21 protein-coding genes are annotated in these 26,543 nt (G+C 39.3%); 19 read left to right on the top strand and 2 right to left on the bottom strand.

Annotated elements, in window-relative coordinates; genetic code table 11:
* The first annotated feature begins 117 nt into the window (after nucleotides 1-117).
* The 11 genes from H6H03_RS01685 (at nucleotide 118) to H6H03_RS01735 (ending at nucleotide 15,781) form a co-directional block, all read left to right on the top strand.
* The gene (locus tag H6H03_RS01685; protein ID WP_190953342.1) at nucleotides 118-1,209 is read left to right on the top strand and encodes a glycosyltransferase; all 1,092 of its coding nucleotides are present in this window, start codon (nucleotides 118-120) and stop codon (nucleotides 1,207-1,209) included.
* Between the two features lie 199 nt (nucleotides 1,210-1,408).
* Nucleotides 1,409-3,634: a GumC family protein gene (locus H6H03_RS01690; RefSeq protein WP_190953343.1), complete on the top strand. Its 2,226-nt coding sequence runs from the start codon at nucleotides 1,409-1,411 to the stop codon at nucleotides 3,632-3,634.
* Between the two features lie 890 nt (nucleotides 3,635-4,524).
* Nucleotides 4,525-5,241, top strand: a complete 717-nt coding sequence (gene hepC, locus H6H03_RS01695) for a heterocyst development glycosyltransferase HepC (protein WP_190953344.1) — start codon at nucleotides 4,525-4,527, stop codon at nucleotides 5,239-5,241.
* A gap of 136 nt (nucleotides 5,242-5,377) precedes the next feature.
* Nucleotides 5,378-7,219, top strand: coding sequence for a heterocyst formation ABC transporter subunit HepA (gene hepA / locus H6H03_RS01700; RefSeq protein WP_190953345.1), 1,842 nt, complete (start codon nucleotides 5,378-5,380; stop codon nucleotides 7,217-7,219).
* Between the two features lie 183 nt (nucleotides 7,220-7,402).
* Complete coding sequence (locus H6H03_RS01705; RefSeq protein WP_190953346.1) at nucleotides 7,403-8,242, top strand: hypothetical protein; 840 nt, start codon at nucleotides 7,403-7,405, stop codon at nucleotides 8,240-8,242.
* 220 nt (nucleotides 8,243-8,462) lie between these two features.
* Nucleotides 8,463-9,659, top strand: a complete 1,197-nt coding sequence (locus H6H03_RS01710) for a glycosyltransferase family 4 protein (RefSeq protein WP_190953347.1) — start codon at nucleotides 8,463-8,465, stop codon at nucleotides 9,657-9,659.
* Nucleotides 9,660-9,675: 16 nt separating this feature from the next.
* Entirely contained in the window at nucleotides 9,676-10,659 is a 984-nt protein-coding gene (locus H6H03_RS01715; RefSeq protein WP_190953348.1) for a glycosyltransferase family 2 protein, read from the top strand.
* Nucleotides 10,660-10,775: 116 nt separating this feature from the next.
* Complete coding sequence (locus H6H03_RS01720) at nucleotides 10,776-11,978, top strand: glycosyltransferase family 4 protein (protein ID WP_190953349.1); 1,203 nt, start codon at nucleotides 10,776-10,778, stop codon at nucleotides 11,976-11,978.
* The gene (locus H6H03_RS01725) at nucleotides 11,896-12,852 is read left to right on the top strand and encodes a glycosyltransferase family 2 protein (protein ID WP_190953350.1); all 957 of its coding nucleotides are present in this window, start codon (nucleotides 11,896-11,898) and stop codon (nucleotides 12,850-12,852) included. Before H6H03_RS01720 ends, H6H03_RS01725 begins: the two co-directional genes overlap by 83 nt.
* Before the next feature lie 128 nt (nucleotides 12,853-12,980).
* Nucleotides 12,981-14,441 (top strand): O-antigen ligase domain-containing protein, encoded by a 1,461-nt coding sequence (locus tag H6H03_RS01730; RefSeq protein WP_190953351.1) that lies wholly within the window; start codon nucleotides 12,981-12,983, stop codon nucleotides 14,439-14,441.
* Nucleotides 14,442-14,659: 218 nt separating this feature from the next.
* Entirely contained in the window at nucleotides 14,660-15,781 is a 1,122-nt protein-coding gene (locus tag H6H03_RS01735; protein WP_190953352.1) for a glycosyltransferase family 4 protein, read from the top strand.
* Nucleotides 15,782-15,928: 147 nt separating this feature from the next.
* Here the strand turns inward: H6H03_RS01735 and H6H03_RS01740 are convergent, their stop codons facing one another.
* Nucleotides 15,929-16,630, bottom strand: coding sequence for a Uma2 family endonuclease (locus H6H03_RS01740; protein ID WP_190953353.1), 702 nt, complete (start codon nucleotides 16,628-16,630; stop codon nucleotides 15,929-15,931).
* Nucleotides 16,631-17,166: 536 nt separating this feature from the next.
* Between H6H03_RS01740 and H6H03_RS01745 the strand changes: the two genes are divergently transcribed.
* The 3 genes from H6H03_RS01745 (at nucleotide 17,167) to H6H03_RS01755 (ending at nucleotide 21,313) form a co-directional block, all read left to right on the top strand.
* Nucleotides 17,167-18,459, top strand: coding sequence for an ATP-binding protein (locus tag H6H03_RS01745; protein WP_190953354.1), 1,293 nt, complete (start codon nucleotides 17,167-17,169; stop codon nucleotides 18,457-18,459).
* Nucleotides 18,449-20,212, top strand: a complete 1,764-nt coding sequence (locus H6H03_RS01750; RefSeq protein WP_190953355.1) for a tetratricopeptide repeat protein — start codon at nucleotides 18,449-18,451, stop codon at nucleotides 20,210-20,212. The genes H6H03_RS01745 and H6H03_RS01750 overlap by 11 nt, the downstream gene beginning before the upstream one ends.
* A gap of 375 nt (nucleotides 20,213-20,587) precedes the next feature.
* Nucleotides 20,588-21,313 (top strand): class I SAM-dependent DNA methyltransferase, encoded by a 726-nt coding sequence (locus tag H6H03_RS01755; protein WP_190953356.1) that lies wholly within the window; start codon nucleotides 20,588-20,590, stop codon nucleotides 21,311-21,313.
* 154 nt (nucleotides 21,314-21,467) lie between these two features.
* On the opposite strand, the gene H6H03_RS01760 is transcribed toward H6H03_RS01755, so the two are convergent.
* Nucleotides 21,468-21,887, bottom strand: a complete 420-nt coding sequence (locus tag H6H03_RS01760; protein ID WP_190953357.1) for a hypothetical protein — start codon at nucleotides 21,885-21,887, stop codon at nucleotides 21,468-21,470.
* A gap of 353 nt (nucleotides 21,888-22,240) precedes the next feature.
* Here H6H03_RS01760 and ppsA point away from each other — a divergent pair, with 353 nt between their 5' ends.
* From ppsA to H6H03_RS01785, 5 genes are all read left to right on the top strand, one after another.
* Entirely contained in the window at nucleotides 22,241-24,721 is a 2,481-nt protein-coding gene (ppsA, locus tag H6H03_RS01765; protein WP_190953358.1) for a phosphoenolpyruvate synthase, read from the top strand.
* A 13-nt stretch (nucleotides 24,722-24,734) separates the two neighbouring features.
* A complete protein-coding gene (locus H6H03_RS01770; protein WP_190953359.1) occupies nucleotides 24,735-25,154 on the top strand; it encodes a XisH family protein in 420 nt (139 codons plus the stop codon).
* The gene (locus H6H03_RS01775) at nucleotides 25,142-25,501 is read left to right on the top strand and encodes a XisI protein (protein WP_190953360.1); all 360 of its coding nucleotides are present in this window, start codon (nucleotides 25,142-25,144) and stop codon (nucleotides 25,499-25,501) included. Before H6H03_RS01770 ends, H6H03_RS01775 begins: the two co-directional genes overlap by 13 nt.
* 275 nt (nucleotides 25,502-25,776) lie before the next feature.
* Nucleotides 25,777-26,325, top strand: coding sequence for a GNAT family N-acetyltransferase (locus H6H03_RS01780; protein WP_190953361.1), 549 nt, complete (start codon nucleotides 25,777-25,779; stop codon nucleotides 26,323-26,325).
* Nucleotides 26,326-26,328: 3 nt separating this feature from the next.
* Nucleotides 26,329-26,541: a hypothetical protein gene (locus H6H03_RS01785; RefSeq protein WP_190953362.1), complete on the top strand. Its 213-nt coding sequence runs from the start codon at nucleotides 26,329-26,331 to the stop codon at nucleotides 26,539-26,541.
* The last annotated feature ends 2 nt before the right edge of the window (nucleotides 26,542-26,543 follow it).

Below are 26,543 nucleotides of genomic sequence, written 5' to 3' on the forward strand. Positions count from 1 at the left end.
GGGAGATGAGGGGACACGGGGACGCGGGGACGTGGGGACGCGGAGAATAATTCTTAACTCCTAACTCCTCACTCCTAACTCCCCACTCCCCATTCCCTATTTTTTTAGGTAAAATTCATGAAAATTGCTCTAGTCCACGATTATTTAACTCAGCGGGGTGGGGCAGAGCGTGTATTTGAACTGCTTTGTAAGCGTTATCCGGAAGCAGACATTTTCACATCTCTGTACGATCCACAAAAAACTATCGATCTTGGCGATCGCATAGTTAACACAACATTCTTACAAAAGATTCCCTGTGCAGCAAAGTATTTTAGGTCAATGGCACCTTTATACTTTCCTGCTTTTCGTGCCTTAGATTTGCAAGACTACGATTTAATTATTAGTAGTAGCACTAGCTTTGCCAAAGCAGTGCGAAAAAATCCCAATGCCCGACACATTTGTTTTTGTCATAATGTGACTCGTTTCTTATGGGATACGGCAACTTATTTAAAGGAGTATGGAGACTATAAATATTTTGCTCCTTTAATCGAGCAAGTCTTCCAAGTAATGAGAAAAGTAGACTTGAAATATTCACAAGAGCCTGACATTTATATTGCTAATTCTAGCGTTGTTGCCCGCCGAATTGAAAATATTTACGGCAAACAGGCAATGATGGTGAACTATCCAATTGATACTAGTAAGTTTGTTTTTTCTGATATTAAAGATGAATATTATCTCGCCTCTGCTCGAATGATTAGTTATAAGCGTCTTGATGTAATAGTAGAAGCTTTTAATTGGTTAGGCTGGCAATTATTAATCTCAGGCGATGGCCCAGAGCTAGAACGGTTAAAAGCCAAAGCATTACAAAATATTCAGTTTTTGGGACACGTAAGTGATAAGACCCGCAAAGACTTATTTTCTAAAGCCAAGTCCATTATTGTGGCAGCTTTAGAAGACTACGGGTTAGTTCCGGTAGAGGCTAATGCTAGCGGCACACCAGTTATTGCTTATGGAGCAGGTGGAGTATTAGATACTCAAATCCCTGGTGAAACTGGAGTCTTTTTCAAAAGACAAACCCCTGATTCTTTGCAAATTGCATTACAAGAAGCCAAGGGAATTTCTTGGAATTACGATCGCATTCGTAATCATGCAGTCACAAACTTTTCTGAAAACGCATTTTTCAGTAAAGTTGAGCAAATTATTAACCAAGCTTGCAGCGTGCATCTTTAAAAGAATTCAGAAGTCCGAAGTCAGAATAAGCTATGTAAATCTTGCAAAATAACTATTTTAATCCCCTGAGTAAATCCAAGATTTACTAAGTTGTAAACAGTTAAAAAAACAATTCTCTACTGATTATATTCTGAATTCTGGATTCTGAATTCTGAATTCTTTTTATCTCTTAGCGTAAATTCTGGGAAGGATAATAAAAGTGGTTCAAACTAGTCTAAATTCTCATATAACTACAGTTTCGGAAACTGAACCAAGCTATGGACAAATGTTTACTGTCTTGCTGCGGAGATTTCCTTGGTTTTTAATAGTATTGTTTGGTTCAGTTACTATTGCAGGCATATTAACATTAAAGACCAAACCAACTTTTAGAAGTTCCATGCAGCTGCTAGTAGAACCGAACTATCAAGGTAGGAAAGAAGCAGGAGGAATAGAAAATGAGTTTACAGACTCCAATGTCGTGATAGACACTGCAACCCAACTTAACTTGATGCAAAGTTCAGGTTTAATTCAAAAAGCAGTTGATAAACTTGAGTCTGAATATCCAGATATCACGACAGGTGAGATTAAAGGTTCTTTGGTCTTAACTCAATTAAGAAGCAAAGAAGATAATGTTGCGACTAAAATTTTTCAGGTTGAATACACCGATAAAGATCCCCAAAAAACCCAAAAAGTTTTAACTGCGATTCGGCAGGTTTATGTTGAATACAACAAACAACAACAGGATTCGCGTTTACAAAAGGGTCTGCAAATTATTAGGGAACAGTTAGCTAAAGCCAGTGAAGAAGTAAAAGCGGCTGAGACAAATCTCCAAAGATTTCGCAGAAACCAAAATTTAATCGACCCCGAATCACAGGCTAAAGCAATTGAAACAGCTTTAAATAATATTGCTCAAGAACGCCAAACAACTCGCGCTCAATATGGCGAGGCTTTAGCACGGCAAAAATCTTTAGAAGAACAACTTAACCGTTCTCCACAGAATGCTTTAGTAGCTTCACGTTTGAGTCAGTCTACTCGCTATCAAGGCTTACTCAACGAAATCCAAAAAACAGAACTGGCACTAGCACAAGAACGCTTACGGTTTACAGATGCAACTCCTAGCGTGCAAAAGCTCAAAGAACAGCTGCAAAGTCAAAAGGAATTATTGCAACAAGAAGTAGGAAGAACTTTAGGCGTAAAGTCTGCTAGTGCATTTATTTCTGGAGACTCTCTGCTCGAAAAAGGACAACTCGGTGAAATCGATCTCAACCTTGCTAGTCAGTTAGTAGAAACCCAAACAAATTTAGTTGCTTTAAGCGCCCGCGACCAAACTTTAGCTAAGAAAGAAAACGAACTGCGTTTTGAAATCAAACGCTTTCCACCTTTGTTAGCTTATTACAATCGGATGCTACCGCAGCTACAATTTAGCCGTGAAAGATTAGAGCAGCTTTTAAGGGCAGAACAACAATTACGGCAAGAACTTGCTAAGGGTGGATTTAATTGGGAAGTTGTAGAAGAACCCCAACAAGGCGCACAATTAGGCCCCAATCTTCAGCAGAATTTAATGCTAGGTGCAGTAGTTGGGTTAATGTTAGGAGGAATTGCTGTCTTTATTCGCGAATCTATTGATGATTCTGTTCACACTACTGCTGAGTTAGAGAAGCAAATACCTTTACCATTGTTAGGAACAACTCCCAAATTACCGCCAGCTAAACCGAGAGAATCAATGATTAAATTGCCTTTTGGCAAGCCAGAAGTTCTCGCACCTTGGACAATTCAAGTATTGCAATCTCCACCGCGTTGGGAATCGCTGGATCTGATTTACAAAAACATTGAACTTTTAAATGCTGTTTCCAATTTGAAATCTTTGATGGTCACCTCGGCTTTGCCGGATGAGGGTAAATCAGCTTTAGCGTTGGGTTTGGCCATGAGTGCTGCACGTTTACATAAAAGAGTATTGCTCATTGATGCCAATTTACGCGATCCTAGTCTGCACGAACAGCTGAATCTTCCCAATGAACAGGGGCTTTCAACTCTGTTGGCTAGTGATGCAACTCTACCCAACCAAATTAGTATTCAGTACACAGGTTCAGCCTACATCGATATTTTGACCGCCGGGCCAAAACCTGCTGACCCCGCTAATCTCTTGAGTTCCCCTCGGATGATGCAATTGATGGCAGCATTTGAGGAAAACTACGATTTGGTACTTATAGATGCTTCGCCAGTTCTCGGCATGGTAGATGCCATGCTCACCGCATCATCTTCTCGTAGTGTGGTCATGGTGGCAAGCATTGGTATTGTCACCCGAAGCCAATTGACTCAAGCTACAGCCATGCTGAGCAAGTTAAATTTGATTGGGGTTGTGGCAAATGGGGTATCAAATAGCAGTAGTTACGTACCTTATGTCAAACAACAGCAATTAGCTCTGCGCCAAGCTGTGGAAAAATAAATAGGGCATTGGGCATTGGGCATTGGTGAGGCTTAACCCCCCTTAAGGCTAGGGTGTATACACAAGCCTTCTACAGTTGTGCCACAGCGTTTAGATCCCCCCAACCCTCCTTAAAAAGGGGGGCAAAAACCTCTCAAAGTCTTCCAATTTATTGGGGGATTTAGGGGGATCTGAGTGCCTAAGTCCTAAGTTTGTAGATAATGTGTGCGCTACGCAGATATATTTTTAACTAAATTTCAGTAACACACGGTAGGGTGGCACAGCTGTGCTACCCTAAAAATGTATCAAAAGCTATTAAAATTTAGATTTATTACTATCAGGAAAAATCTGGTATATTTATGCTATCTTTACCAGTTTGAAGAAAAATCACAGAGTAATTAAAGTCTAAATAAAGAATTGATTTGAGCGATCGCTATTTTTACAGAGTCTTATATTCTAGAGATTAAAGCACTTCCAAAAAGATAAAACACAAGAGTGAACTAGTTTTGTTAAATTTATCGACATCAGCAACACCTGAACATAATTAAACATAGATATAGATTCAACAGGTAATTTTTCTCTACACATCGCTAATTATTTAGATCGCAATTACCTAAGAATCTTTATCAGAATCTTGCTTGTAATTAAGCATAAGCTTTCAAACCATTATCTCCACAGGTAGGTTTGTTTAAGATAGAGGTTAAATGTAGTAATTCAGAATCTAGATTCAGGAAAATTATCAAATCAACAATTTCTTACACGGTTAATTTTCTAATTATTCTGGATTGTGGCTACTGACTCCTGAATTATTACATATAAATGACTATCTCTCACAGAATTACGAATTAGCTTGATAGTTTTTGATAATGCCTCGCTTCAGCAATTCACTCTTGTATAAACCCAAAGACATCATGACAACTTCAATAATTCCAAGTCTAGAGAATTTTTATGATGTAACTCAGCAAAACCAAAACCATTACTCCAGAGCCTGCACATTACTGTGGCGACGGGGTAAACTGTTGGTGAAGCCGCCGGGACGAGTTAAATTACCATATTTGCCTTCATTAAATAATCAGCGATCGCTAGTAGAATGCTTAAAACATTCTCCTATAAATTTAGTGAGCATAGATGCCAAACTGGGTGAAGATTTGCTACAGTTTTGGGCAGATGCCTGCGAACAAGCTCATAAACCAATATTCTTACGCGTATCCCCTAGCAATAAACAGCTAAAACAAAGCAATCAAACCTTGAGATGGTTACAGCGAATAATTGATTGGATTGTTGCTTTTTCATTGCTGTTATTCCTCAGTCCAGTTATCCTGGGATTGATTGTATTGCTGCAATTTTATTCGCCAGAGTCACTTTTTTGTCATGAATGGCGTGTTGGAGAAAAAGGTAAACTTTTTCGAGCTGTTAAATTTTCCACGACACCAAACCACAACATCACACTGCTAGGGCGTTGGATGCATAGATACAGCCTCAACAATCTGCCATTGTTATTTAATGTACTGCGCGGTGATATGAGTTTGATGGGATCTCGTTCTTCGACATTAGCAGATGCAATACAACTAGTTGAAGAAAAATTCAGAATTCAGAATACAGAATTCAGAAATTTATCTGTACGGTAATTGATAGTTTAATCGTCAGGATTCAGAAAAGTTTGATATCCAATTTGAATAATGTTATCAGTTATTAACTTACCAATCATTCTAACTTCTGAATTCTGACTCCTGTTTATATGCCAAATTCTCGTTAGAAAAATCCATGCTTTTGAAACTTCCTCAAACAATCAGCAATCTGCTCAAAGCCACAAACTTTTGGCAGGACAATTATTTGATATTACGAGAAGTTGCAAACTTCCGCAAAATTGCAATTTCCGCTTTGGTTTTTTCAATTTTGGCAGCAGTATTTGAAGGTGTAAGTATTGGCTTCTTACTTTCATTTTTGCAAAGCCTAACTAGTCCTAACGCTCAACCTGTTCAGACAGGAATAGATTTGTTTGATGTTTGGATTTTGGGAACTAAGACATCAGCAATTAATCGACTATATCGTGTATCTCTATTAATTTTGTTGAGTACTTGGTTACGTGCTACCTTTAATTACTTTTCCCAAGTCTACACAGAATTATCTCAAATACATCTTGCAGACCGCTTACGCAAGCAAATCTTTGAGCAGTTACAAGCCTTATCCCTAAGTTACTTTGCCAAAACTCGTGCTGGGGAATTAATTAACACGATTACCACAGAAATTGACAGAATTAGACAAGGTTTTAGCGCCGCAGCTTTTTTATTTACTAGAGGAATAACAACTCTTGTTTACTTAATCTCAATGTTTCTGATCTCATGGCAACTAACTTTGATTTCAGCATTACTATTTACACTTTTAGGTGTAGGGTTATCGAATTTAAATGCCAGAGTTAGAGAATCAAGTTTTGGCGTCACAAATGCTAATTCTAATTTTACATCAACAGCCGTAGAATTTATTAATGGCATTCGTACTGTTCACTCCTATGGCACTCAAGAATTTGAGCGTCAACGTTATTATAAAGCTAGCGATAAAGTCGTAAGTACTACAACTAAAGTTGTCTTCACTTGGACACTTGTTAAACCAATTGCCGAAGGAGTAGCTACTACGGTATTGGTGGGAATGATTATTTTGGCATTCACTAGCCTAGTTAGTAATGGAACGCTACAAGTAGCTTCTTTACTAACATTTTTCTTTGTGCTATTTCGTTTTATCCCATTTGTCCAAGATATTAATGGCACGAGAGCGTTTCTCAGTACTTTATCTGGTTCCGCAAGCAACATTAAAAATCTTCTAAAAACTGATGACAAAAATTATTTTCAGAATGGACATATTAAATTTAAAGGGTTAAAAACATCAATTAATTTAGTATGTGTAGATTTTGGTTACGACGATGAAAATCTAGTACTGCATAATATTACCCTAACCATTGAAAAGGGAAAAATGACAGCATTAGTGGGAGCTTCTGGGGCTGGTAAAACAACCCTTGCTGATTTAATTCCTCGATTTTATAATGCTACAGAGGGAAATATTTACATCGATGAAACTGATATACGACTCTTTGAAATTAATTCTCTACGTTCAAAGATAGCAGTTGTTAGTCAGGACACTTTTATTTTCAATACTAGTGTTTGGCAAAATATTGCTTATGGGACTCCAGAAGCTACCAACGAGCAAATTCAAGAAGCTGCTAAATTAGCGAATGCACTAGAATTTATTTTAGAAATGCCTCAAGGTTTTAATACCCAATTAGGAGATAGGGGTGTTAGATTATCTGGAGGACAAAGACAGCGAATTGCTATTGCACGGGCGTTACTACGGAACCCAGAAATTTTGATTTTGGATGAAGCAACCAGCGCCTTAGATTCTCTATCGGAACGCTTGATTCAAGACTCATTAGAAAAGCTATCTGTTGGCAGAACAGTAATTGCGATCGCTCACCGTCTTTCTACTATTTCTAAAGCCGATAAAGTCGTGGTTTTGGAAGCAGGACGAATAGTAGAACAAGGCAAATATGAAGAATTACTCGGACGCCAAGGTAAGCTTTGGGAATATCATCAGATGCAATACTATAATTCGTAATTCGTAATTCGTAATTCGTAATTCGTAATTCGTAATACTCGCCAAGGCGTGAGAAGCAAACTATGTAATTCGTAATTTACGAATTACGAATTTACAAGGTTTTTCAATTATCGAAATCACGTTATTGGTGGATTATTCTGAACCCTTCTAACTCTTATTTATAGTTTTAACGAGGAAAAGTTAATGGTAAATATAGGCTACCACACTGCTAAATTACAAGGTAAATTTAATCGTTATCTATATAAAGCAGCCCTTTCTCAAATTGTCAGCATCCCGATTAAACAAACTCGCCAAGCTCCCATAAATATTTATGCCTTATCATGCGAACGTGATTTGCCAGAACAAGTGGCAAGTATTCGCTCATTTATTCGCCATGTGGGTATTCCAGACACATTCACAGTGGTTTCTGATGGGAGTTATAGTGACTCTAGTTGTAATTTACTCCGCCGCATTCATCCCTGCGTTGAGGTAGTACTTTTAAAAAACTTCGTGAGAACAGATTTACCTCAATGCGTTCTTGATTATGCTCAACTGCATCCAATGGGCAAAAAATTATCGGCATTAATGTCAATTCCTATTAATGGAACTACGATTTACACTGATTCAGATATTTTATTTTTTCCTGGCGGTATAGACTTAATAAACTTGAGTGAATCGAACAACAAATACTCTCTTTATCTACCTGATTGTTCTATGTCACTAGATGAACGAATTATCTACGATGATTCTGAGAAGTTAAATCCAGTGAATGGTGGATTTATCTTATTTAGGCATGAATTTGACTGGACTTTTGCTATTGAACGTTTAGCAAATCTTCAAGAACATCCTAGCTATTTTACCGAACAAACAATTGTACATCTGACAATGCATCACAATCATGGTCAGCCTCTCTGCTCCAAAAACTATGTTCTGAATGTAGAAGATCAGTTCATTTATCCAGATAAATCTGCAAGTAAAGACATTGCTCTCAGGCATTATGTTAGCGATGTCAGACACAAGTTTTGGTTTAATGTCGGTAGATAATACCAATTCTCTGTGAACTTGCACTTAATGATAATTCCTTCTTCCTTGGCGTCCTTCTCTAACGAGACGCTGCGCGTTGGCGGAAGCCTCTCGTAGAGAAGGCGTCCTTGGCGGTTCGTTTAATAAATATTAAGTGCATCTTCATGGAGAATTGATATAAAGCGATGAACTAAAAACTATAAATATACAAGCAATAAAATTAGTAATAACGCAGTAATTAATGTCTAAAATAATTAATCATTTCAAGCACAAAACTAAACAACTGCACAGCGAAAGGTTTGCAGAAAACCTGATTTACCAATGCTCCAATTTTGAAGTTGGTGAGGGTGGAGGCGTTGAAACTTATTTAGCTTCTCTATTTGAACATCGTTCGCCTGATATTAGCGATCGCGTGATAAAATCGCTCAAGAATGTCGATCAAAGCCAGTTTAAATTATTACATCTCCATAGCCCAGATTTACTATTGCACCTTACAGGTGAATGTCCTACAATCTTCAGCGTTCATAATCACTCACTGTATTGTCCTAGCGGTACAAAGTATTTAGCTGGAGAGCGAAGAATCTGCGATCGCAACTTTTCTTACTTAGGATGTACCTGGGGTAAATTAGTAGATAAATGTGGTAGCCGTAAACCATTAAGAACTGTCAGGGAGATTCAAGGTACTCAGCAGTTTTTAGATGTTTTAAAAAAGATAAAGGTTACTTTTATCGCTAATAGCGAATATGTGCGTCAACAGTTAATTAAAAACGGCATACCAGCCGAACAAACTGTAACAGTACATTGTGGTATTTCTCTGCCGCAAACACCAGCTGCACCCCTAAGTTTAGAAGTCCACCAAAATCAGAGAATTTTGTTTGCTGGTCGAATCGTTTCTGATAAAGGTCTGGAATGGTTAATTAAAACTTTAATACATACAAACCCGCAAATTCAACTTGATATTGCAGGTGAAGGATGGGAACGACCGCGGTTAGAAAAATTAGCAACTACCTTGGGATTGAATCATCGAATTACTTGGCATGGTTGGTGCGATCGCCATAAAATAAATCAGCTATATCAACAGTGTTTTGCAGTCATTTTTCCCAGTGTTTGGCCTGAACCTGCCGGTCTTGTAACCCTCGAAGCCTATGCTCGTTATCGTCCTGTAATTGGTAGCGCAGTCGGAGGAATACCCGAACATTTACGAGATGGAGAAACGGGTATTCTTGTTCCTGGTAATGATATTAAAAAATTGTCCCAAGCTATTAATTTACTGTCTACAGATTATCAAAAAAGTAGAGACATGGGCGCACAAGGTCATGCTTTGTTGATGAGAGAATTTACAATGAATTGCCATGTAAATAATCTGCGAACAATTTATGCAAAAACAATAGCTGAATTTGATTATCCAGGGAAAAAGTTATATCAAATCCCTCAATAAACTAACAGAGAAAAATATGTCATTGCATCAACAACCATTAGTCAGCGTTATTATCCCTACTTATAATAGAGCAGAGTATCTTAAGCAAGCGATCGCTAGCGCTGTTGAACAAACTTATCAAAATATTGAAATTATTGTTTCTGATAATTGCAGTCCAGAAAATCCCCAAGCCATTGTTGAATCTTTTAATGATTCACGCATTCGATTTTGGCGACACGACCAAAACGTGGGTATGCTTGCTAATCAGCAACATGCTTTCAAAATGGCCCAAGGGAAATACGTTGCTAGCCTTCATGACGATGATATGTGGAATCAAGGCTTTTTAGCAAAGCTTGTACCACCATTAGAAGAAAATCCTGACTTAATTCTTGCTTTTTGCGACCAATATATCATAGACGCAAACGGCACAATTAATAATATTGGAACCGAAGAAAATACACGCGGTTTCAAACGCGACAAACTAACAGCAGGAATTCATGAATCCTTCTCTAAAATTGGGTTAATAGATAAAAGTATACCCACCGCTGCATCTTGTGTAATTCGCAATAACTTTATTGATTGGGATAGTATTCCCTCAGAAGTTGGTGGGATGTGGGATTTATATTTAACTTACCTTTGCTGTATATCTGGCCGTGGTGCTTACTATTATCCAGAAAGATTGACACGATATCGCGCCCACGAACAAACTGATACCATGCTCAGTGGTAGTCGAAATGTACAGGCAAAAATTCGCAAAGCTAAAAGCGAAATGTTTTGCTATGAAGTCTTTATGGAAGATACTCGTCTACAAGAATTTAGGACGCATTTTCAAGAAAAATGGTTGGAAGCAAATACGACATTGGGAATTGGTTTGCTGCGAAGTGAAGAAATAGCGGCTGCACGTCCTTATTTTTGGCAGGCATTGAAAAAACAAAAATTTAATTTGCGAACTCTAGTGGCGCTGACGCTTAGTTTTACTCCGCGCTTTTTTGCAAATAAGTTAATAGGAGTCGCGAAATAATTGAGCAAGTTATTTTTATAACGAACCGCAGAGACGCAGAGGACACAGAGAAAATACTCTTTTTTACTTTGCGACTTTGCGCCTTTGCGTGAGCTTTTTTTCTAAATAAATAACCTATGAAACTTTGCATTGTTACTCATAAAATTAAAAAAGGCGATGGTCAAGGTCGAGTAAACTACGAAGTTGCTAACGAAGCAATCCGTCGCGGTCACCAACTAACATTATTAGCAAGTGAAATTGCGCCAGAACTAGAACATAATACTCAAGTAAATTGGGTAAAAATTCCAGTCAAAGGCTATCCCACCGAATTTATACGTAATTTTATCTTTGCCCAAAAAAGTACAAATTGGTTGCGTCAACATCGCTCAGACATTGATTTAATCAAAATTAATGGCGCGATTAATATGGCTGCTGCTGATGTGAATGCTGTACATTTTGTCCATAGTTCATGGTTGCGATCGCCAGTTCATATTTCTCGCAACCGCCGAGATTTATATGGTTTATATCAGTGGCTATTTACTGCTTTTAATGCACGTTGGGAAAAACAAGCTTTTCAAAAAGCTAAGGTCGTTGTAGCGGTATCCGAAAAGGTAGCCCAGGAATTAATTAACATTGGTGTACCCCGTTCTCGCATCCGCGTAATTGTCAATGGAGTAGACCTAGAAGAGTTTACACCTGGTAAAAGCAATCGCCAAAAATTAGGTTTACCAGAAAATGTCACTCTAGCATTGTTCGCCGGTGACATCCGCACACCCAGGAAGAACTTAGATACAGTCCTACACGCCTTAACCAAAGTTGCCGATCTACATCTAGTAGTGGTAGGTCACATTGAAGGTAGTCCCTTTCCGCAATTAGCAGCTTCCTTGGGGTTAAACGATCGCGTGCATTTCGTCGGATTTCGTCGTGATATTCCCGAAATTATGCGATCGGTAGATTTATTTATTTTTCCTTCCCGATATGAAGCTTGCAGCTTGGTATTGTTAGAAGCACTGGCTTCAGGACTGCCAGTAATTACTGCCACAGCTACCGGGGGTGCAGAGTTAGTAACACCAGAATGTGGCATCGTCTTAACTGACTCAGATGATATCGATGCATTGGCAACAGCATTGATGTCCTTAACAAGCGAACAATCGCTGATGCAACAAATGAGCCAAACTGCTCGTTCTGTGGCAGAACAACACAGCTGGACTACTATGGCACAAACTTATGTGGATCTATTCGAGGAGTTAAGCAAGAATGCGGAACACCGTTCTCATACCAACTTATCGCCGTCCACAAGACCTATCACGCTGCCTTTTGGCGCTACAGGAGCAAACTAAACCAGCCCATCAGGTGATAGTGGTTGTTCGCGATACGGATGTAGAAACTTGGGAATTTCTCACCCAATTCAAAGCACCCAACTTGCCACTGCAAACTGTGAAAGTTACGCAACCAGGGGTAGTAGCAGCCCTCAACGCCGGACTGGCACAGGTGCAAGGCGATATTGTTTCCATCACTGATGATGATGCTGCACCCCATCCCGATTGGTTAGAACGTATCGCTGCTTACTTTAACTGTGACAGTCGTCTTGGTGGTCTTGGTGGACGTGATTGGATACATCACGGCAACAAATTAGAAGACGAATCTCGCTTGATTGTTGGTCGATTGCAGTGGTTTGGACGAGTAATTGGCAACCATCATCTGGGAGTCGGAGAACCCCGCGAAGTCGATGTTCTCAAAGGCGTAAACATGAGTTTTCGTAAACAGGCAATTGGGCAGTTGCGTTTTGACGAACGGATGCGAGGTACAGGAGCACAAGTACACTTTGAAATGGCATTCACCCTGACATTAAAGCGAGCTGGTTGGAAGATAATTTACGACCCTAACATTGCTGTAGAACACTACCCAGCACAACGTTTTGATGAAGATCGGCGAAATAGCTTTAATGAAATTGCCTTAATTAATTTAGTTCATAATGAAACCCTAGTTTTATTAGAACACCTGCCATTTATCCGCCGAATTGTATTTTTATTTTGGTCAATATTAGTTGGAACACGCGATAGTTTTGGCTTAATCCAATGGCTAAGATTTTTACCCAGTCAAAGAGAATTGGCAAATAAAAAGCTGTTGGCATCTTGGCGTGGACGTTGGCAAGGATATAAAGAATTTAGAATTCAGAATTCAGAATTCAGAATTCAGAATTCAAGAATATAACTGGTAAATTTATTTATAGCTCATTTGTAGTTTGCCAAATATATAAGCTCAACCTAAACGCTAGGAATCAAAACTATTTTACTTCTGAATTCTGACTCCTGAGTTCTGTTATATAAATCCAAGATTGAATGATTTCCAAACAGATACTTTACAATAGTTTTTCACAAGAAAGCTATTCCCCTGAAAAGCGATCGCCACAGGGTTGGATGGCGATCGCCGGCTTTCTCCTATTAACTGTAGTTTGCTATTTTGCCGGTGCTACTGCTGCATTGCGTCTAATTTATCCGGTGACAGCTTTATTAGTAGCCGTGTTTTTATACTTGCGCCATCCCATTCTCTACATCGGCTTTACTTGGTGGATATGCTTTCTCACACCCTTAGCTACCCGCTTAGTTGATTATCGAGTGGGCTGGGACCCTACCCGTCAAATGCTGATAGCACCATACTTAGTGGTGTTTGTCACCATTGCAACTTTCTTAAGGCGTTTTAAAAGCGCCTATTATCAGGGAGGTTTGCCGTTTATTTTGGCTTTTATTGGAGTCTTTTACGGCTTTTTAGTAGGTTTAATTTACAACGCACCAGTTCCCGTAGCACGCGGTTTATTGGATTGGCTAGGGCCAATTATTTTTGCTTTTCACTTATTTATTAACTGGCGAGATTATCCTACTTATCGCCAAAATTTTCAGCGAACATTCCTCTGGTGTGTATTAATTTTAGGAGCTTATGGCGTATATCAATTTGTTGTCGCTCCTGAATGGGATAGATACTGGCTGATACAATCAAAACTATTCATGAGCGCTGGAAATCCTGTGCCTTTTGGGATGCGCGTCTGGAGTACATTGCACTCAGTCGGCCCCTTTGGTTCTGTGATGCAAGCTGGGTTATTGTTGTTATTTACCAGTTCCGGAAGTTTAATTTTTCCGGCTTCAGCCGTTGGTTATTTATCCTTTTTGTTGACACAAGCGCGTACAAATTGGGGCGGCTGGTTATTGGGAATAATTATGATTGTGGGTTCAGTCAAAACCCGGATTCAAATGCGCTTAATAACCATAATTGTAGTAATGGCGATTTGTGTTGTGCCATTAACAACCATCGAGCCAATTTCTAAGGTTGTATCAGCTCGGTTAGAAACTTTTTCTAATTTGGAAGAAGATAATAGTTTTAGAGATAGATCTCAAAGTTACGACAAAAATCTGAGTCTAGCTCTTTCTAATGCTTTAGGTAACGGATTAGGAAATATTTGGAAAGTCAACGAAAAAACAGGCCAAATCGAAGTAGTAGTCATTGACAGTGGCATTCTAGATATGTTTTTTACCCTTGGTTGGTTTGGAGCCATCTTCTATATGGGTGGGTTAATATTATTAATTATTAGTGTTAGCAAATATGGGGAAGGTCGTTTTGATAGTTTTATCAGTGCTGCCCGCGCCATTGGTATTAGCTCTGCAACACAACTAGTTATTGGTAGTGGCATGTTGAGCGTAGCAGGTATGATTCTTTGGGGATTTTTAGCTATGGCTATGGCAGGGCATAAATATTATTTACATCAAGAAAAATTTTCACGCACAGACGCAGACTCGCACAAAGGATGAGAGTACTGGCGTTGCATAAATGCGGGATGAATTAAGATTTTTGACGAAGGCTAAAGGTAGATTCTTTGCGCCTTTGCGCCTTTGCGTGAGGTAAAAATCATCCCTAGATTCAGCAATGCCAGAGTACTTATTCAAATTCCTAAACATCTTGAAAAACTCTCAATTCTCTCTCTGTGCCTCTGCGTGAAAAAAATATCTTTACTAAATAGGTTGAAATTATGAAAGTAATTATTGTAATGCCACTAGCCGAACAACGAGGCGGCGGTGAAATGATGCTCTGGGATTTGATGCAGCAGGGACGTAATGCTGGCGTGGAATGGATAGTGATATTTTTAGAAAACGGCCCGATGGTAGAGCAAGTAAAGTCTCTGGGTATTGAGACGCGAGTTGTGGAAAGTGGACGTTTGCGCCAAATTCACCGTTTTATCGCTGCTGTTTTCCGGATAGCTGCGATCGCCCGCGAGGAAAATGCAGATATAATCGTCAATTGGATGTGGATAACGCACATATCCGGAGGCTTGGCGGCGATGCTGGCGGGGTTACCTGCTGTGTGGTATCAGCTAGAAGTACCTAGCGATAAGCCTTTGTTAGTACGACTTGCTACCTTAATCCCAGCGCGGGCAATTATTACTCTCTCCCAAGATGGTAAACAAGCACAAGCAGAGATTTGGCCGCACAGACCAACACCTCTGGTCTATCCTGGTGTAGCATTAGACAGATTTGAACCTGGCGCTTTACCTTCTCCTCAAGAAGCACGGCGAAAGTTGGGCTTACCTTTGCACGGGCCATTGATTGGAATCGTCGGACGATTGCAACGATGGAAGGGGATGCACGTATTGGTACAAGCAATGCCTAAAATTTTACAGCAGTATCCCGATGCCCATTGTGTAATAGTTGGCGGTAAGCACGATTTGGAACCGGATTATGAGGACTTTTTAAAAGCAGAAATCGCCACTTTAGGCTTGAAAGAGCAAGTAATTATGGCTGGGTTACAGCGCAATATTCCAGAGTGGGTACAGGCGATGGATGTATTTGTTCATGCATCGGATAAAGAACCTTTTGGTATTGTAATTATTGAAGCGATGGCGCTGGGCAAACCTGTAATTGCTGGTGATGCAGGCGGGCCAACGGAGATTATTACAGATGGGATTAATGGACTATTAACACCTTACGGCGATGCGGATAAATTAGCGATCGCTATTCTCCGTTACCTTGACGAGCAAGAATTTGCCCAAAGTGCGGGAGTCGCTGCTAGGCAACGCGCCCTCGATTTCTCAACGCATAATTATGCTCAAAATTTTATCAACACTGTTCGTTCTGTAATACCAAGCCTTTCCTAAATAAAAAACTCAATTTTTATTGATATCTGAATCTTTACCAATAAAGACGTTGCATTGCAACGTCTTTATTATCTTAAACCTCTAAAGTATTTCCTATTTTTTGATTAATTTATTAAATTTCTGATTTTTCCTTGCGTATTCTCTAGTTTAAATTGTATCCGGATCAATATTTAACTCTCGCAATTTTGCTGCCAAACGTTGCGCCTTTTGTTCTGCTTGTTCTAGTCTTTGTTCTATCTGTTCTGCTGTTTCCTCAGGTGTTGGTACGAGTTGGCTATCTGGTGTAAAAAACCGCAATAGTCCCTCATGAATTCCTAAATACAACCCTAACTGTTGACTCCATAAATATCCTTGTTCGTTTGGTTGCAGAGGTTGATATTGTCCATCTACTAAATGAAATCCTGCAAATTCTAATGTGTATGGGTCGAACCAAAAATAATCAGGGGTGCGGAAAGTATCTTGATAAATTTCTTTTTTTAAACCTCTATCTGTCTTCGCTGTTGAGTCTGACAAAATTTCTAAAATTAAATTCGGATATTTACCATCTTCTTCCCAGACTACCCAACTCTTACGCGTTTTGCGTTCGGTTCCCAAGACTACAAAAAAGTCTGGGCCTCGAAACAATTCTGATTTGAGTTGGCGTGGACTATAGTAAATAGTCAAGTTTCCCGCTGCATAGAAATCATTTCTATCTCGCCACAGCCATTCTAGACAGGTCAAAAGTAAAATTATTTGTCGTAGATGCAGTTCGGTTTCCAAGGGAGGCTCGTCACTATATAAATCACCAGGGGGAAATATAACATCAGCAGGGATGCCTTCTTGAGAATCTAATTCTTGAGCTATGGTCATAGAATGAATAGGGCATCGAATATTTATGGATTTATTTTAGCAGTGTTGTAGTTGGCGATCGCTACAATCTACCGTCAAATCTCACTGATATCGTAGGAGTAAAGCATAATGCTAAACCTCTACAGTATGGTCTATTTATTTGAAAATGGCTTTAAGTTACATTCAGCCCTAGAGCCAGATAAAGCGAAGCACACAAAAAATTTATTTTTATAACTCAAAATTTTATTTTCTTTCTCTGTTAAGTAACTTTCACTATTTTCTATGTATAATCTCTCATTCAATCTTAACTTCTAAATGTATAATCTATCATTCAGTTTTATTTATTATTGCCCTCTATTACTTATTTATCCGTTGGTATTTTGGTAATCAAGTATCTATTTGTAAGACATAAGTAACTACTCACCTAGTAGTCATTTATTGAGGAAATTTGATAAATTAAATAGGCATACTCTATCCTAGACATAGACTGAGCTTTTGCTACAAAAAGGATGAGGCATTATATGAATAGTTAGCACTTCCTTTTACGGCACAATCCAATGTCTAAAGAATTATTAAACTCTTTTCAGTCAGCATACAGCAATCTCGAATTATTTCCGTTAATGGAACGGAATGAAATGGAAAGATTTAGAGTTGAATATGGTGATGATTTGATTGCAGACCTCAACCAATTAGTTGAAGACAGTCCCAATAAAGATGGCAAAATTGTCTTTACAGGACATCGCGGTTGTGGTAAGTCAACTTTGTTGGCTGAATTTAGTAGGCAAATTCAAAATAAGTATTTTGTAGTTCTATTTTCTATTGCTGACAAAATTGAAATGTCAGCAGTTAACCATATTAATATTCTCTTTGCCATTGCAGTTAATTTAATGGCAGAAGCGGAAGCACGCCAAGTTGATATTCCTCAAAGTACTAAAGAGGCTCTTTATAAATGGTTTGCTACCCGCACCCGCACTGAAGAATTAAATTTACAAGTAGAGGCTGAAATAGGTTTTGACCTACTCAAGTTGATTAGCTCTAAACTAAAAGCTGATGCTAGCGTCCGCGATGAAATTAAACAAGAGTTTGAGCGCAAAATTTCAGATTTGGTGGCTAGAATTAACGAAATTGCCGCTTTGATTCAAGCTGCTACTAAACAAGATGTTTTAGTCATTATTGATGATTTGGATAAACTCGATTTAGGCAGAGTTAATGAAATTTATAAAGATAATATTAAAGCTCTGTGCCAACCGAACTTTCGGATTATCTATACCATCCCGATCGCAGTTCTTCGAGAGACATTTATTAGTACAATAATTGCTACAGAAACTAACGACCAAATTGTAGCCATGCCTGTCCTCAAAATCTTTGATAAAGGTAAAAATCGCTTTCCTAATGCTCAACCGCGTCCGGAAGCAACAAAGATTCTCGGTGAAGTTTTACGCAAGCGTATCGCTAGTGAATTAATAGCAGCAGAAACAGCAGAAAAAATCGTCATTTACAGTGGGGGTGTACTGCGAGAGTTAATTCGCATTTCTAAAGAGTGTTGCCGTATTTGTTTGCGGATGATTCGACGAAATCCTAACGCCGAAGTTATCATTGACGATCAAATTCTCGCCCAAGCAATCAATAAAATTCGCAATGATTTTTCCATTCGTTTAGGAAAAACTGATATCGATATCTTGCAAAGTGTTTACGAACAACTTATGCCCAATGACCCCAAACAAGCTGAGTTTTTAGATTTACTACATGGTTTATATGTCCTAGAATATCGCACTGAAGAAACATGGTACGATGTTCATCCAATTATTATCGAAAGCTTGAAAAGGCAGGGAGCTATTAATGTTAAATGAAGATTTTTTAGATGATGAGGGGGAAAATCAAGATGCATATGATGATTTAATTGTTTCTATTGAAGCTCAAACCCAAGGATTAAATTTACTGATTGCTGTTTGTGACGATCCTAATTTTCGTGATGAGATTATTGCTAGATATGAAGCCGAACTCGAACCTAATTTTCGTGCATATCGAGTGATGTTAGCGCGTCATGAACCAAGTTTAAAAGCTGCTCTCAACCAACTTGTAGAACAAGAAGAATATCTCCGTCAGCATCAACCAGCAATAATTACTGTCACGGGTGCCGAACAACTTTATTTTCTCAGATTAGGACAGGAACAATCCGAACAGGAGAAATTTTTTGGTTATTTACAGTGGACAAGGGAAGGATTGCGTGATTTTCCTTTTGGAATTGTGCTTTGGGTAACTAATCAAATTTTAATTAATTTGAGCAAAAAAGCTCCTGATTTTTGGAGTTGGCGCAACGGTGTATTTCGGTTTGTATCTAAAAAGACGAATGCTATTGCTGGTAAAGAATTAGAACCTATACGCTTTGTTTTTCGAGACACGGAATTAGCCAGCACAGATACTAATGAAAGTAATACTTTTTTCTTGCCTATTCAAGATTTACAAAGGCTGATTGATAATATCGAGCATGAACGAGGAACTAAAGACCCCAGCTTGGCTACTTTATATTCAAGATTGGGTGATATTTATCGCAGCAGATTAGAACGCGGGGAATCTCAAAATTATCAAGAAGAACAAGAACTAGCAATTAAGTATTGGCAGCAAGCAATTGAATTGCAAAATGAATTAGGTTTGCAAATAGACTTAGCTGTTAACTTTAGCAATTTAGCAGGTTTATATCGTGCAACAGGACGTTACAGCGAAGCAGAACCACTATATCAACAAGCTTTGCAATTAAGAAAACGCCTGTTGGGAGAAAATCATCCTGCTTATGCTACTAGCCTGAATAATTTGGCAGGAATTTATAAATCTACGGGACAATATAGCAAAGCAGAACTTCTCTACCAACAAGCTTTGGAATTAAGAAAACGCTTATTGGGAGAAAATCATGCTGATGTTGTCGCTAGTTTGAATAATTTGGCATTATTATATGATGAACAAGGACGTTATGATGAGGCAGAACCTTTGTATCTGCGATCGCTAGAAATTGCTACAAGTTTACTAGGCGAAAATCATCCTTCTTTTGCTCTGATATTGAATAATTTAGCGCTACTTTATTACCATCAAGGACGCTACAGTGAAGCTGAACCTTTGTCGCAACAAGCTATAGAATTAGACAAGCAATTTTTGGGAGAAGAAAATCCTGATGTGGCGACAGATTTGCACAATTTAGGTTTAATTTACCGCGCTCAAGGACGCTACAATGAGGCGGAATCTCTGTTTTTACAATCTTTGGAACTGAAGCAGCGTGTATTACAAAAGGCACATCCGCTTTTAGCAGATACGATCTATGCTTTGGGTTATTTGTATAGAGAACAAGGACGCTATAATGAGGCTGAAGTTTTATGTATAAAAGCCTTGGAACTTGATAAGCTTTTGTTGGGAGAAAATCATCCTAATGTTGCGGAAAGTCTCAACAATTTAGCTGAAATTTATCGGGCAACAGGGCGTTTTAGTGAAGCAGAATCTCTTTATTTAGAAGCTTTAGGAATTTGTGAACGAGTTTGGGGTGTTGAGCATGTTCGGTGTGTGGCGATACAAGAGAATTTAGAAAAGGTTGGGCTGGAAATGGGGAGGAATTAGAAATCACGCAGCCTGTAATACCGTTTCACTTTAAGGTTGATACATTTAGGGAAGCAGGGGAGCAGAGGGGAAAGAATTTGTATTAGGATTTTAGTGAAATGGTATAAATAATAATATTTAACCAAAATATTAACACAGCAACAATCTGAAATTACTTATTTTTGACTTTTGACTTCCCCAAAGCCTGGTTGAAAGTTTCAATAGGGGTGAGACATAAAAAGATTGTAGTTAAAAAGCTTAACTGCGTAGGTTGGGTTGAGGAACGAAACCCAACACCGAGAATTAATGAATTAGGGCAGATTTAAACGCAAAGGGACGCAGAGAATTTGCTATAAATTAATGAGATGTTGTACTAAGTTTTTACTATATATATATATGAATGAGTGGTACAAAGAAGACCTGGCTTTTATTCATGATGTCGGTTACCGTGACTATGCTCTTAAGTCTGCACCTGGCATACTCAAAATATTGGCTGAAAACAAAATATCTGATGGACTAGTGGTTGATTTGGGTTGCGGTAGCGGCTTATGGGCGCAAGAATTGATCGAGGCTAATTATGATGTTTTGGGAGTCGATATTTCCGAGTCAATGATAAATATTGCCCGAAGTAGAGTCCCAAATGCTGAGTTTCGCATCGAATCATTATTTAAAACTGAGATTCCCCCGTGCAATGCTGTGACATCGATTAGTGAATGTCTCAGCTATGTGTTTGACGAAGATTGCGACCTTGTTCACCTCTTCCACCGCATATATAATGCCTTAACTCCTGGGGGTGTATTCATCTTCGACATTTCACAGACGGGACAAGTTATACCAGGAACCACAACCAAAGGTTTCACTGAAGGAGAAGACTGGCTAGTACTCGTTGAAAAGCACGAGGATATAGAACAAAAAACTTTGACTCGTCGAATTATCACCTTCCGCAAAGTAGGCGAATACTATAGACGAGATGACGAAGTACACCACCAACGATTATACGACACAGCAACGATTACAAATCAACTCCAGCAGGTAGGCTTTGAGGTTCAAACCAGCCGTAGTTATGGCGAATATGAACTATCGCCAGGTCATGCGGTGTTTATTGCACGTAAAGCCGGATAAAACAGGCAATAGGCAAAAGGATTAACAATCTCTTGGTGTCTTTAAAATCAAGCCAAATGACTTGCTTGCTATTATTTATATGTATTTTAAGCCGACTTTAGGACATAAACCGAGCGTAAAATCCCAGCAGAGAGATACTTTCTTTGCCTGTTGCCTATTGCCTGTTGCCTGCTACATTAGCTTGAGCAACACGCGCTTCAATATCTTCTAATGTTTGTAACAATAAACGCCTTGCTTGCAATTGCCAACCCCATTTCTGAATTCTGTAAGCTGATACAGTCCCAGCTACGGCGGCTAACAAGCCTATGGGTTGATTTAAAGAAATTCCCAGCAACAAACCTAAGCCAGCAATTCCCCAAAATGGTAAGGCTACGGTTTGTCTTTGTTCTTCGACAATTTGAGTAATTATATTAGATTTATTTGTAGCTAATAATGCTTCTTTAACTTGGCGCTGTTCGGCTGCCGATACCGATAAACCTATTTTACGGCGTAGTTTTTCCATTTTCCGAGCATCAGTACTGTACTCAGTTAGCTCATCTTCTGCCATGAGCAGCAGCCTTTCTAATTGCGCCATTGTGGATTGTATCTAGTATTGCGATACAGCCATTATCTCGAATAATTGTTATTTTTGGACTATAGCTAGGCATTTAATTGCACAATGTAAAATCCTGCGACTCTGACGAGATGGCTGCAAAATTTACAATTAAATATGGGAAACATATACTACTAGTGGCAAAAACCGCCATAGATTAGAAATATACAGCTAATAGCGAAAGTCCTCTCAAGAGGAGTAAACCCTGTTAGTGTTATGTTTCTTAATAAACTTCAGTGGGATCAAACTAAAAGCCTGTGAAATTTATTTCTTGGCGGGAAATTAGACAGTAATAATTAGGCACTTAAAACACATTAAATTAAGAGGTAATACATATGACTATAGTATCTACAAGCACTTTATCTCCATCTGACAAAGAACGATCGCTCATCCTCTGGTTTGATGAAGTTGGTATTAGTGATATTCCCTTAGTTGGTGGGAAAAATGCATCACTAGGTGAAATGATTCAACAATTAATACCCAAAGGCATTAATGTTCCTACAGGATTTGCTACCACTGCTTATGCTTATCGTTATTTCATTGAATCAGCGGGGTTAGAAACAAAGCTACGGAAATTATTTGCTGACTTGGATGTTGAGGATGTGAAAAATTTACGAGAACGGGGCAAAAAAGCGCGATCGCTATTAATCCACACCCCATTTCCTGTAGAATTGCGAGAAGCGATCGCCGCAGCTTATCAAACCCTCTGTGAAAAATACAATGCAGAGACAGATGTCGCAGTCCGTTCTAGCGCCACCGCCGAAGATCTTCCCGACGCCAGTTTTGCCGGACAGCAAGAAACTTACCTCAATGTCGTTGGTGTGGAAGGAGTTTTAGCAGCTTGTCATAAATGCTTTGCTTCCATATTTACCGATCGCGCCATTTCCTATCGCCATACTAAAGGATTTGATGACTTTAGCATAGCCCTTGCGGTTGGCGTACAAAAAATGGTGCGTTCTGATTTAGCAACCTCTGGGGTAATGTTCTCCATTGACACAGAAACCGGCTTTAAAGATGCAGCGTTAATTACAGCCGCCTACGGTTTAGGTGAAAACGTTGTTCAAGGGTCAGTAAATCCAGATGAATATTATGTTTTTAAACCAACTTTAAAAGCAGGTTTTCGCCCAATTATCGACAAAAAGTTGGGCAGTAAAGAACTGAAAATGATTTATGATGATGGCTCAAAATTTACTAAAAATGTATCTGTTCCTTTTAGAGAAAGAGGCAAATTTGCCCTCAGCGATGAAGAGATTTTAGAATTAGCAACTTGGGCGTGTTTAATTGAAGACCATTATTCCCAAGTCCACGGTATTTACACACCAATGGATATCGAATGGGCAAAAGATGGAATTACGAAACAACTTTTTATTGTCCAAGCTCGTCCCGAAACTGTCCAATCGCAGAAGAAAGGAAATGTATTACGGAGTTATCACTTAGTATTAGGGACTGGGGACTGGGGACTGGGCACTGGGGAAAAATCTTCTCACTCCCCACATCCTCTTGTCACCGGACGCGCAATTGGAGAAGCAATTAGTCAAGGAAAAGCACGTTTAATTTTAGATGTTCAAAAATTAGAACAATTTCAACCAGGGGAAGTTTTAGTAACAGAAAGAACTGACCCAGATTGGGAACCAATTATGAAACGTGCCAGTGCAATTGTGACTAATTCTGGTGGTAGAACATGTCACGCCGCCATTATTGCGCGAGAATTGGGTGTACCGGCGATCGTTGGATGTGGCAATGCTACAGATGTCTTAAAAAATGGGCAAGAAATTACAATTTCTTGTGCAGAAGGCGAAGAAGGAAAAGTTTACGCAGGTTTATTACCTTTTGAAGTTGAAGAAGTCGCTTTAGAAAACTTACCCCGCACCCGCACGCAAATTTTAATGAATGTGGGTAATCCCCAAGAAGCATTAAGTTTATCGGCAATTCCCAACGATGGAGTCGGTTTAGCGCGGACAGAGTTTATTATTGCTAACCAAATCCAAGTTCATCCAATGGCATTGATTCAATATGATTCATTAAAAGATGAATTTGTCAAAGATAAAATTGCTAAGCTTACCACACTTTATGACGACAAACCTCAATATTTTGTGGATAAATTAGCCCAAGGCATTGGCAGAATTGCCGCAGCTTTTTATCCCAAACCAGTGATTGTGCGAATGTCAGATTTTAAGAGTAATGAATATGCAAATTTATTAGGTGGTCAACAATTTGAACCCGATGAAGAAAACCCCATGCTTGGTTGGCGGGGGGCGGCGCGTTATTATGATGATGGTTACAGACAAGCTTTTGCCTTAGAATGTCAAGCCCTAAAGCGGGTACGCGAAGAAATGGGTTTGACGAATGTTATCCCCATGATTCCTTTTTGTCGCACTCCCGATGAAGGGCGATTAGTGTTAGCAGAAATGGCAAAAAATGGTTTAAAGCAAGGTGTTAACGACTTGCAAGTTTATGTGATGTGTGAATTGCCCAGCAATGTAATTATGGCCCAAGAGTTTGCTGAGGTATTTGATGGTTTTTCCATTGGTTCCAACGACCTAACTCAGTTGACATTGGGGTTAGATAGAGATTCAGCCTTGGTGGCGCGGTTGTTTGATGAACGCAGTGAAGGTGTGAAGCGAATGGTGAAAATGGCCATAGAAACCGCAAAAAAATGCGATCGCAAAATCGGTATTTGTGGACAAGCACCCAGCGATTACCCAGAATTTGCCCAGTTTTTAGTTGAACAGGGAATTGATTCTATTAGTTTAAATCCAGATTCGGTGTTAAAGACAATGTTGGAAGTAGCAAAAGTTGAAGGTATTAATTTGTAATTCGAGTAAATTTATGCCAGCTAGAGACCGCTATCACGACAACTTAAAGAATGCCCTAATTAAAGATGGCTGGACTATTACAGACGATCCTTTTCATCTAAAGTGGGGTAAAAAAGATTTATACGTTGATTTGGGAGCCGAAAAATTACTAATAGCAGAAAAAGGAACCCAAAAGATAGCCGTTGAAATTAAGACCTTCAGTGGTGACTCAGAAGTGGCAGACCTCGAACAGGCAATTGGTCAGTATTTTACTTACCTGGCTGTCATGACTCGTAATCATCCAGATAGAGTTTTGTATATTGCTGTTCATGAGGATATTTTTACTGACATTTTCGAGGAAGAACCGCTTGGTAAACTTATATTGGAAGACTACAAAATTCCTCTAATCGTTTTTAATCCAAAGCGGGAGGTTATAGTCCGATGGGTACTATAGAGCAATACAGACAGCTAATTTGCAACATTCTTCTCGAACATACCAAAATACCTTACTCTTATGGCGATATTCAGCATGAAACTATTTTTGATAAAGAGCAGGATCGATATTTGGTGATGATTCTTGGTCGAGAACCAGTCCCAGAACTTTCTCCAACTGCAACTCGTCGCGTACATGGCTGCCTGATTCACGTTGATATTATTGATGGTAAAATTTGGATTCAACGTGACGGCACTGAAGAGGGAATTGCAACAGAACTTGTCGGGGCAGGTATACCAAAGGATCGGATTGTATTAGGATTCCGGTCTGAGGAACTGAGGAAAGATTCCGAATTTGCTGTTGCATAACCAATTCAATGACCAGCAATCATGTATTATGCTTGTGTAATTGTGCCTATTGCTTTTGACTGCTCAACCATAACTATCTTGGAGGATGTTTGTAAACTTTACCGTTGTATCGATATACTCCAGAACAAGCTTTAAAAATGGGGAAATCACTTCTTAAAGTCTTTCTTTTTAAGGAGGATAATAGCGGATCTAAAGTTTTGGTTAGCTCAACCACAACTTTTAAAACATCCCCTTAATATCTTGCAAAATAGTAACTTTGTTTAGTCAAAGCTAAAATGACAAACCTGTTAGAAACCGATCGCTTAATAATTCGCAGTTGGATACCCGAACGCGATGCCGAACAAGCGTTTGCTATTTATAGCGACCCCGAAGTTACCTATTTTCTTGGTAATGGTTCTCGCGTCACGAGTATTGAGTCACAACGTCAGCGCTTAGTGGACAACTTGGAGCGATCGCAACGACGTAACAATGGTACTGGATCTTGGGCAATTGTCGAAAAGGAAACCACAACAATTGTCGGAACTATCCTTCTCAAACCATTGCCCGACAAAGACGGCTTAGCCACTCAAGATTATGAAGTAGGTTGGCACTTACGGCGAGCATCTTGGGGTAAAGGATATGCAACCGAAGCAGGGCGAAGTATGCTCAACTACGGATTTAATGTTTTGAATTTGCCAGTAATTTATGCAGTAGTGAACCCAAAAAATCATGCCTCAATCCGTGTAACTCAAAGATTAGGGATGAAGCCAATAGGGCGAACAACAAAGTATTACGGTATTGAACTGCTCGTATTTGAACAAAATGCACTGGAAGGTAGGAAATAGGGCATGGGGCATGGGGAGCAGGGGAGCAGGGGAGCAGAGGAGCAGAGGAGAGTTTTTGTACAAGTTCTTTCTCCTTTGCCCCTCTGCCCCTCCGCCTCTTGTGCGCCTTGCCCAATGCCCAATGCCCAATGCCCAATGCCCAATGCCCAATGCCCAATGCCCAATACCCAATGCCCAATGCCCAATGCCCAATGCCCAATACCCAATAACAATTGACT

The sequence above is a fragment of the Nostoc paludosum FACHB-159 genome (genome assembly GCF_014698835.1).
In the GTDB taxonomy this organism is placed as follows: Bacteria; Cyanobacteriota; Cyanobacteriia; order Cyanobacteriales; family Nostocaceae; genus Nostoc; species Nostoc paludosum.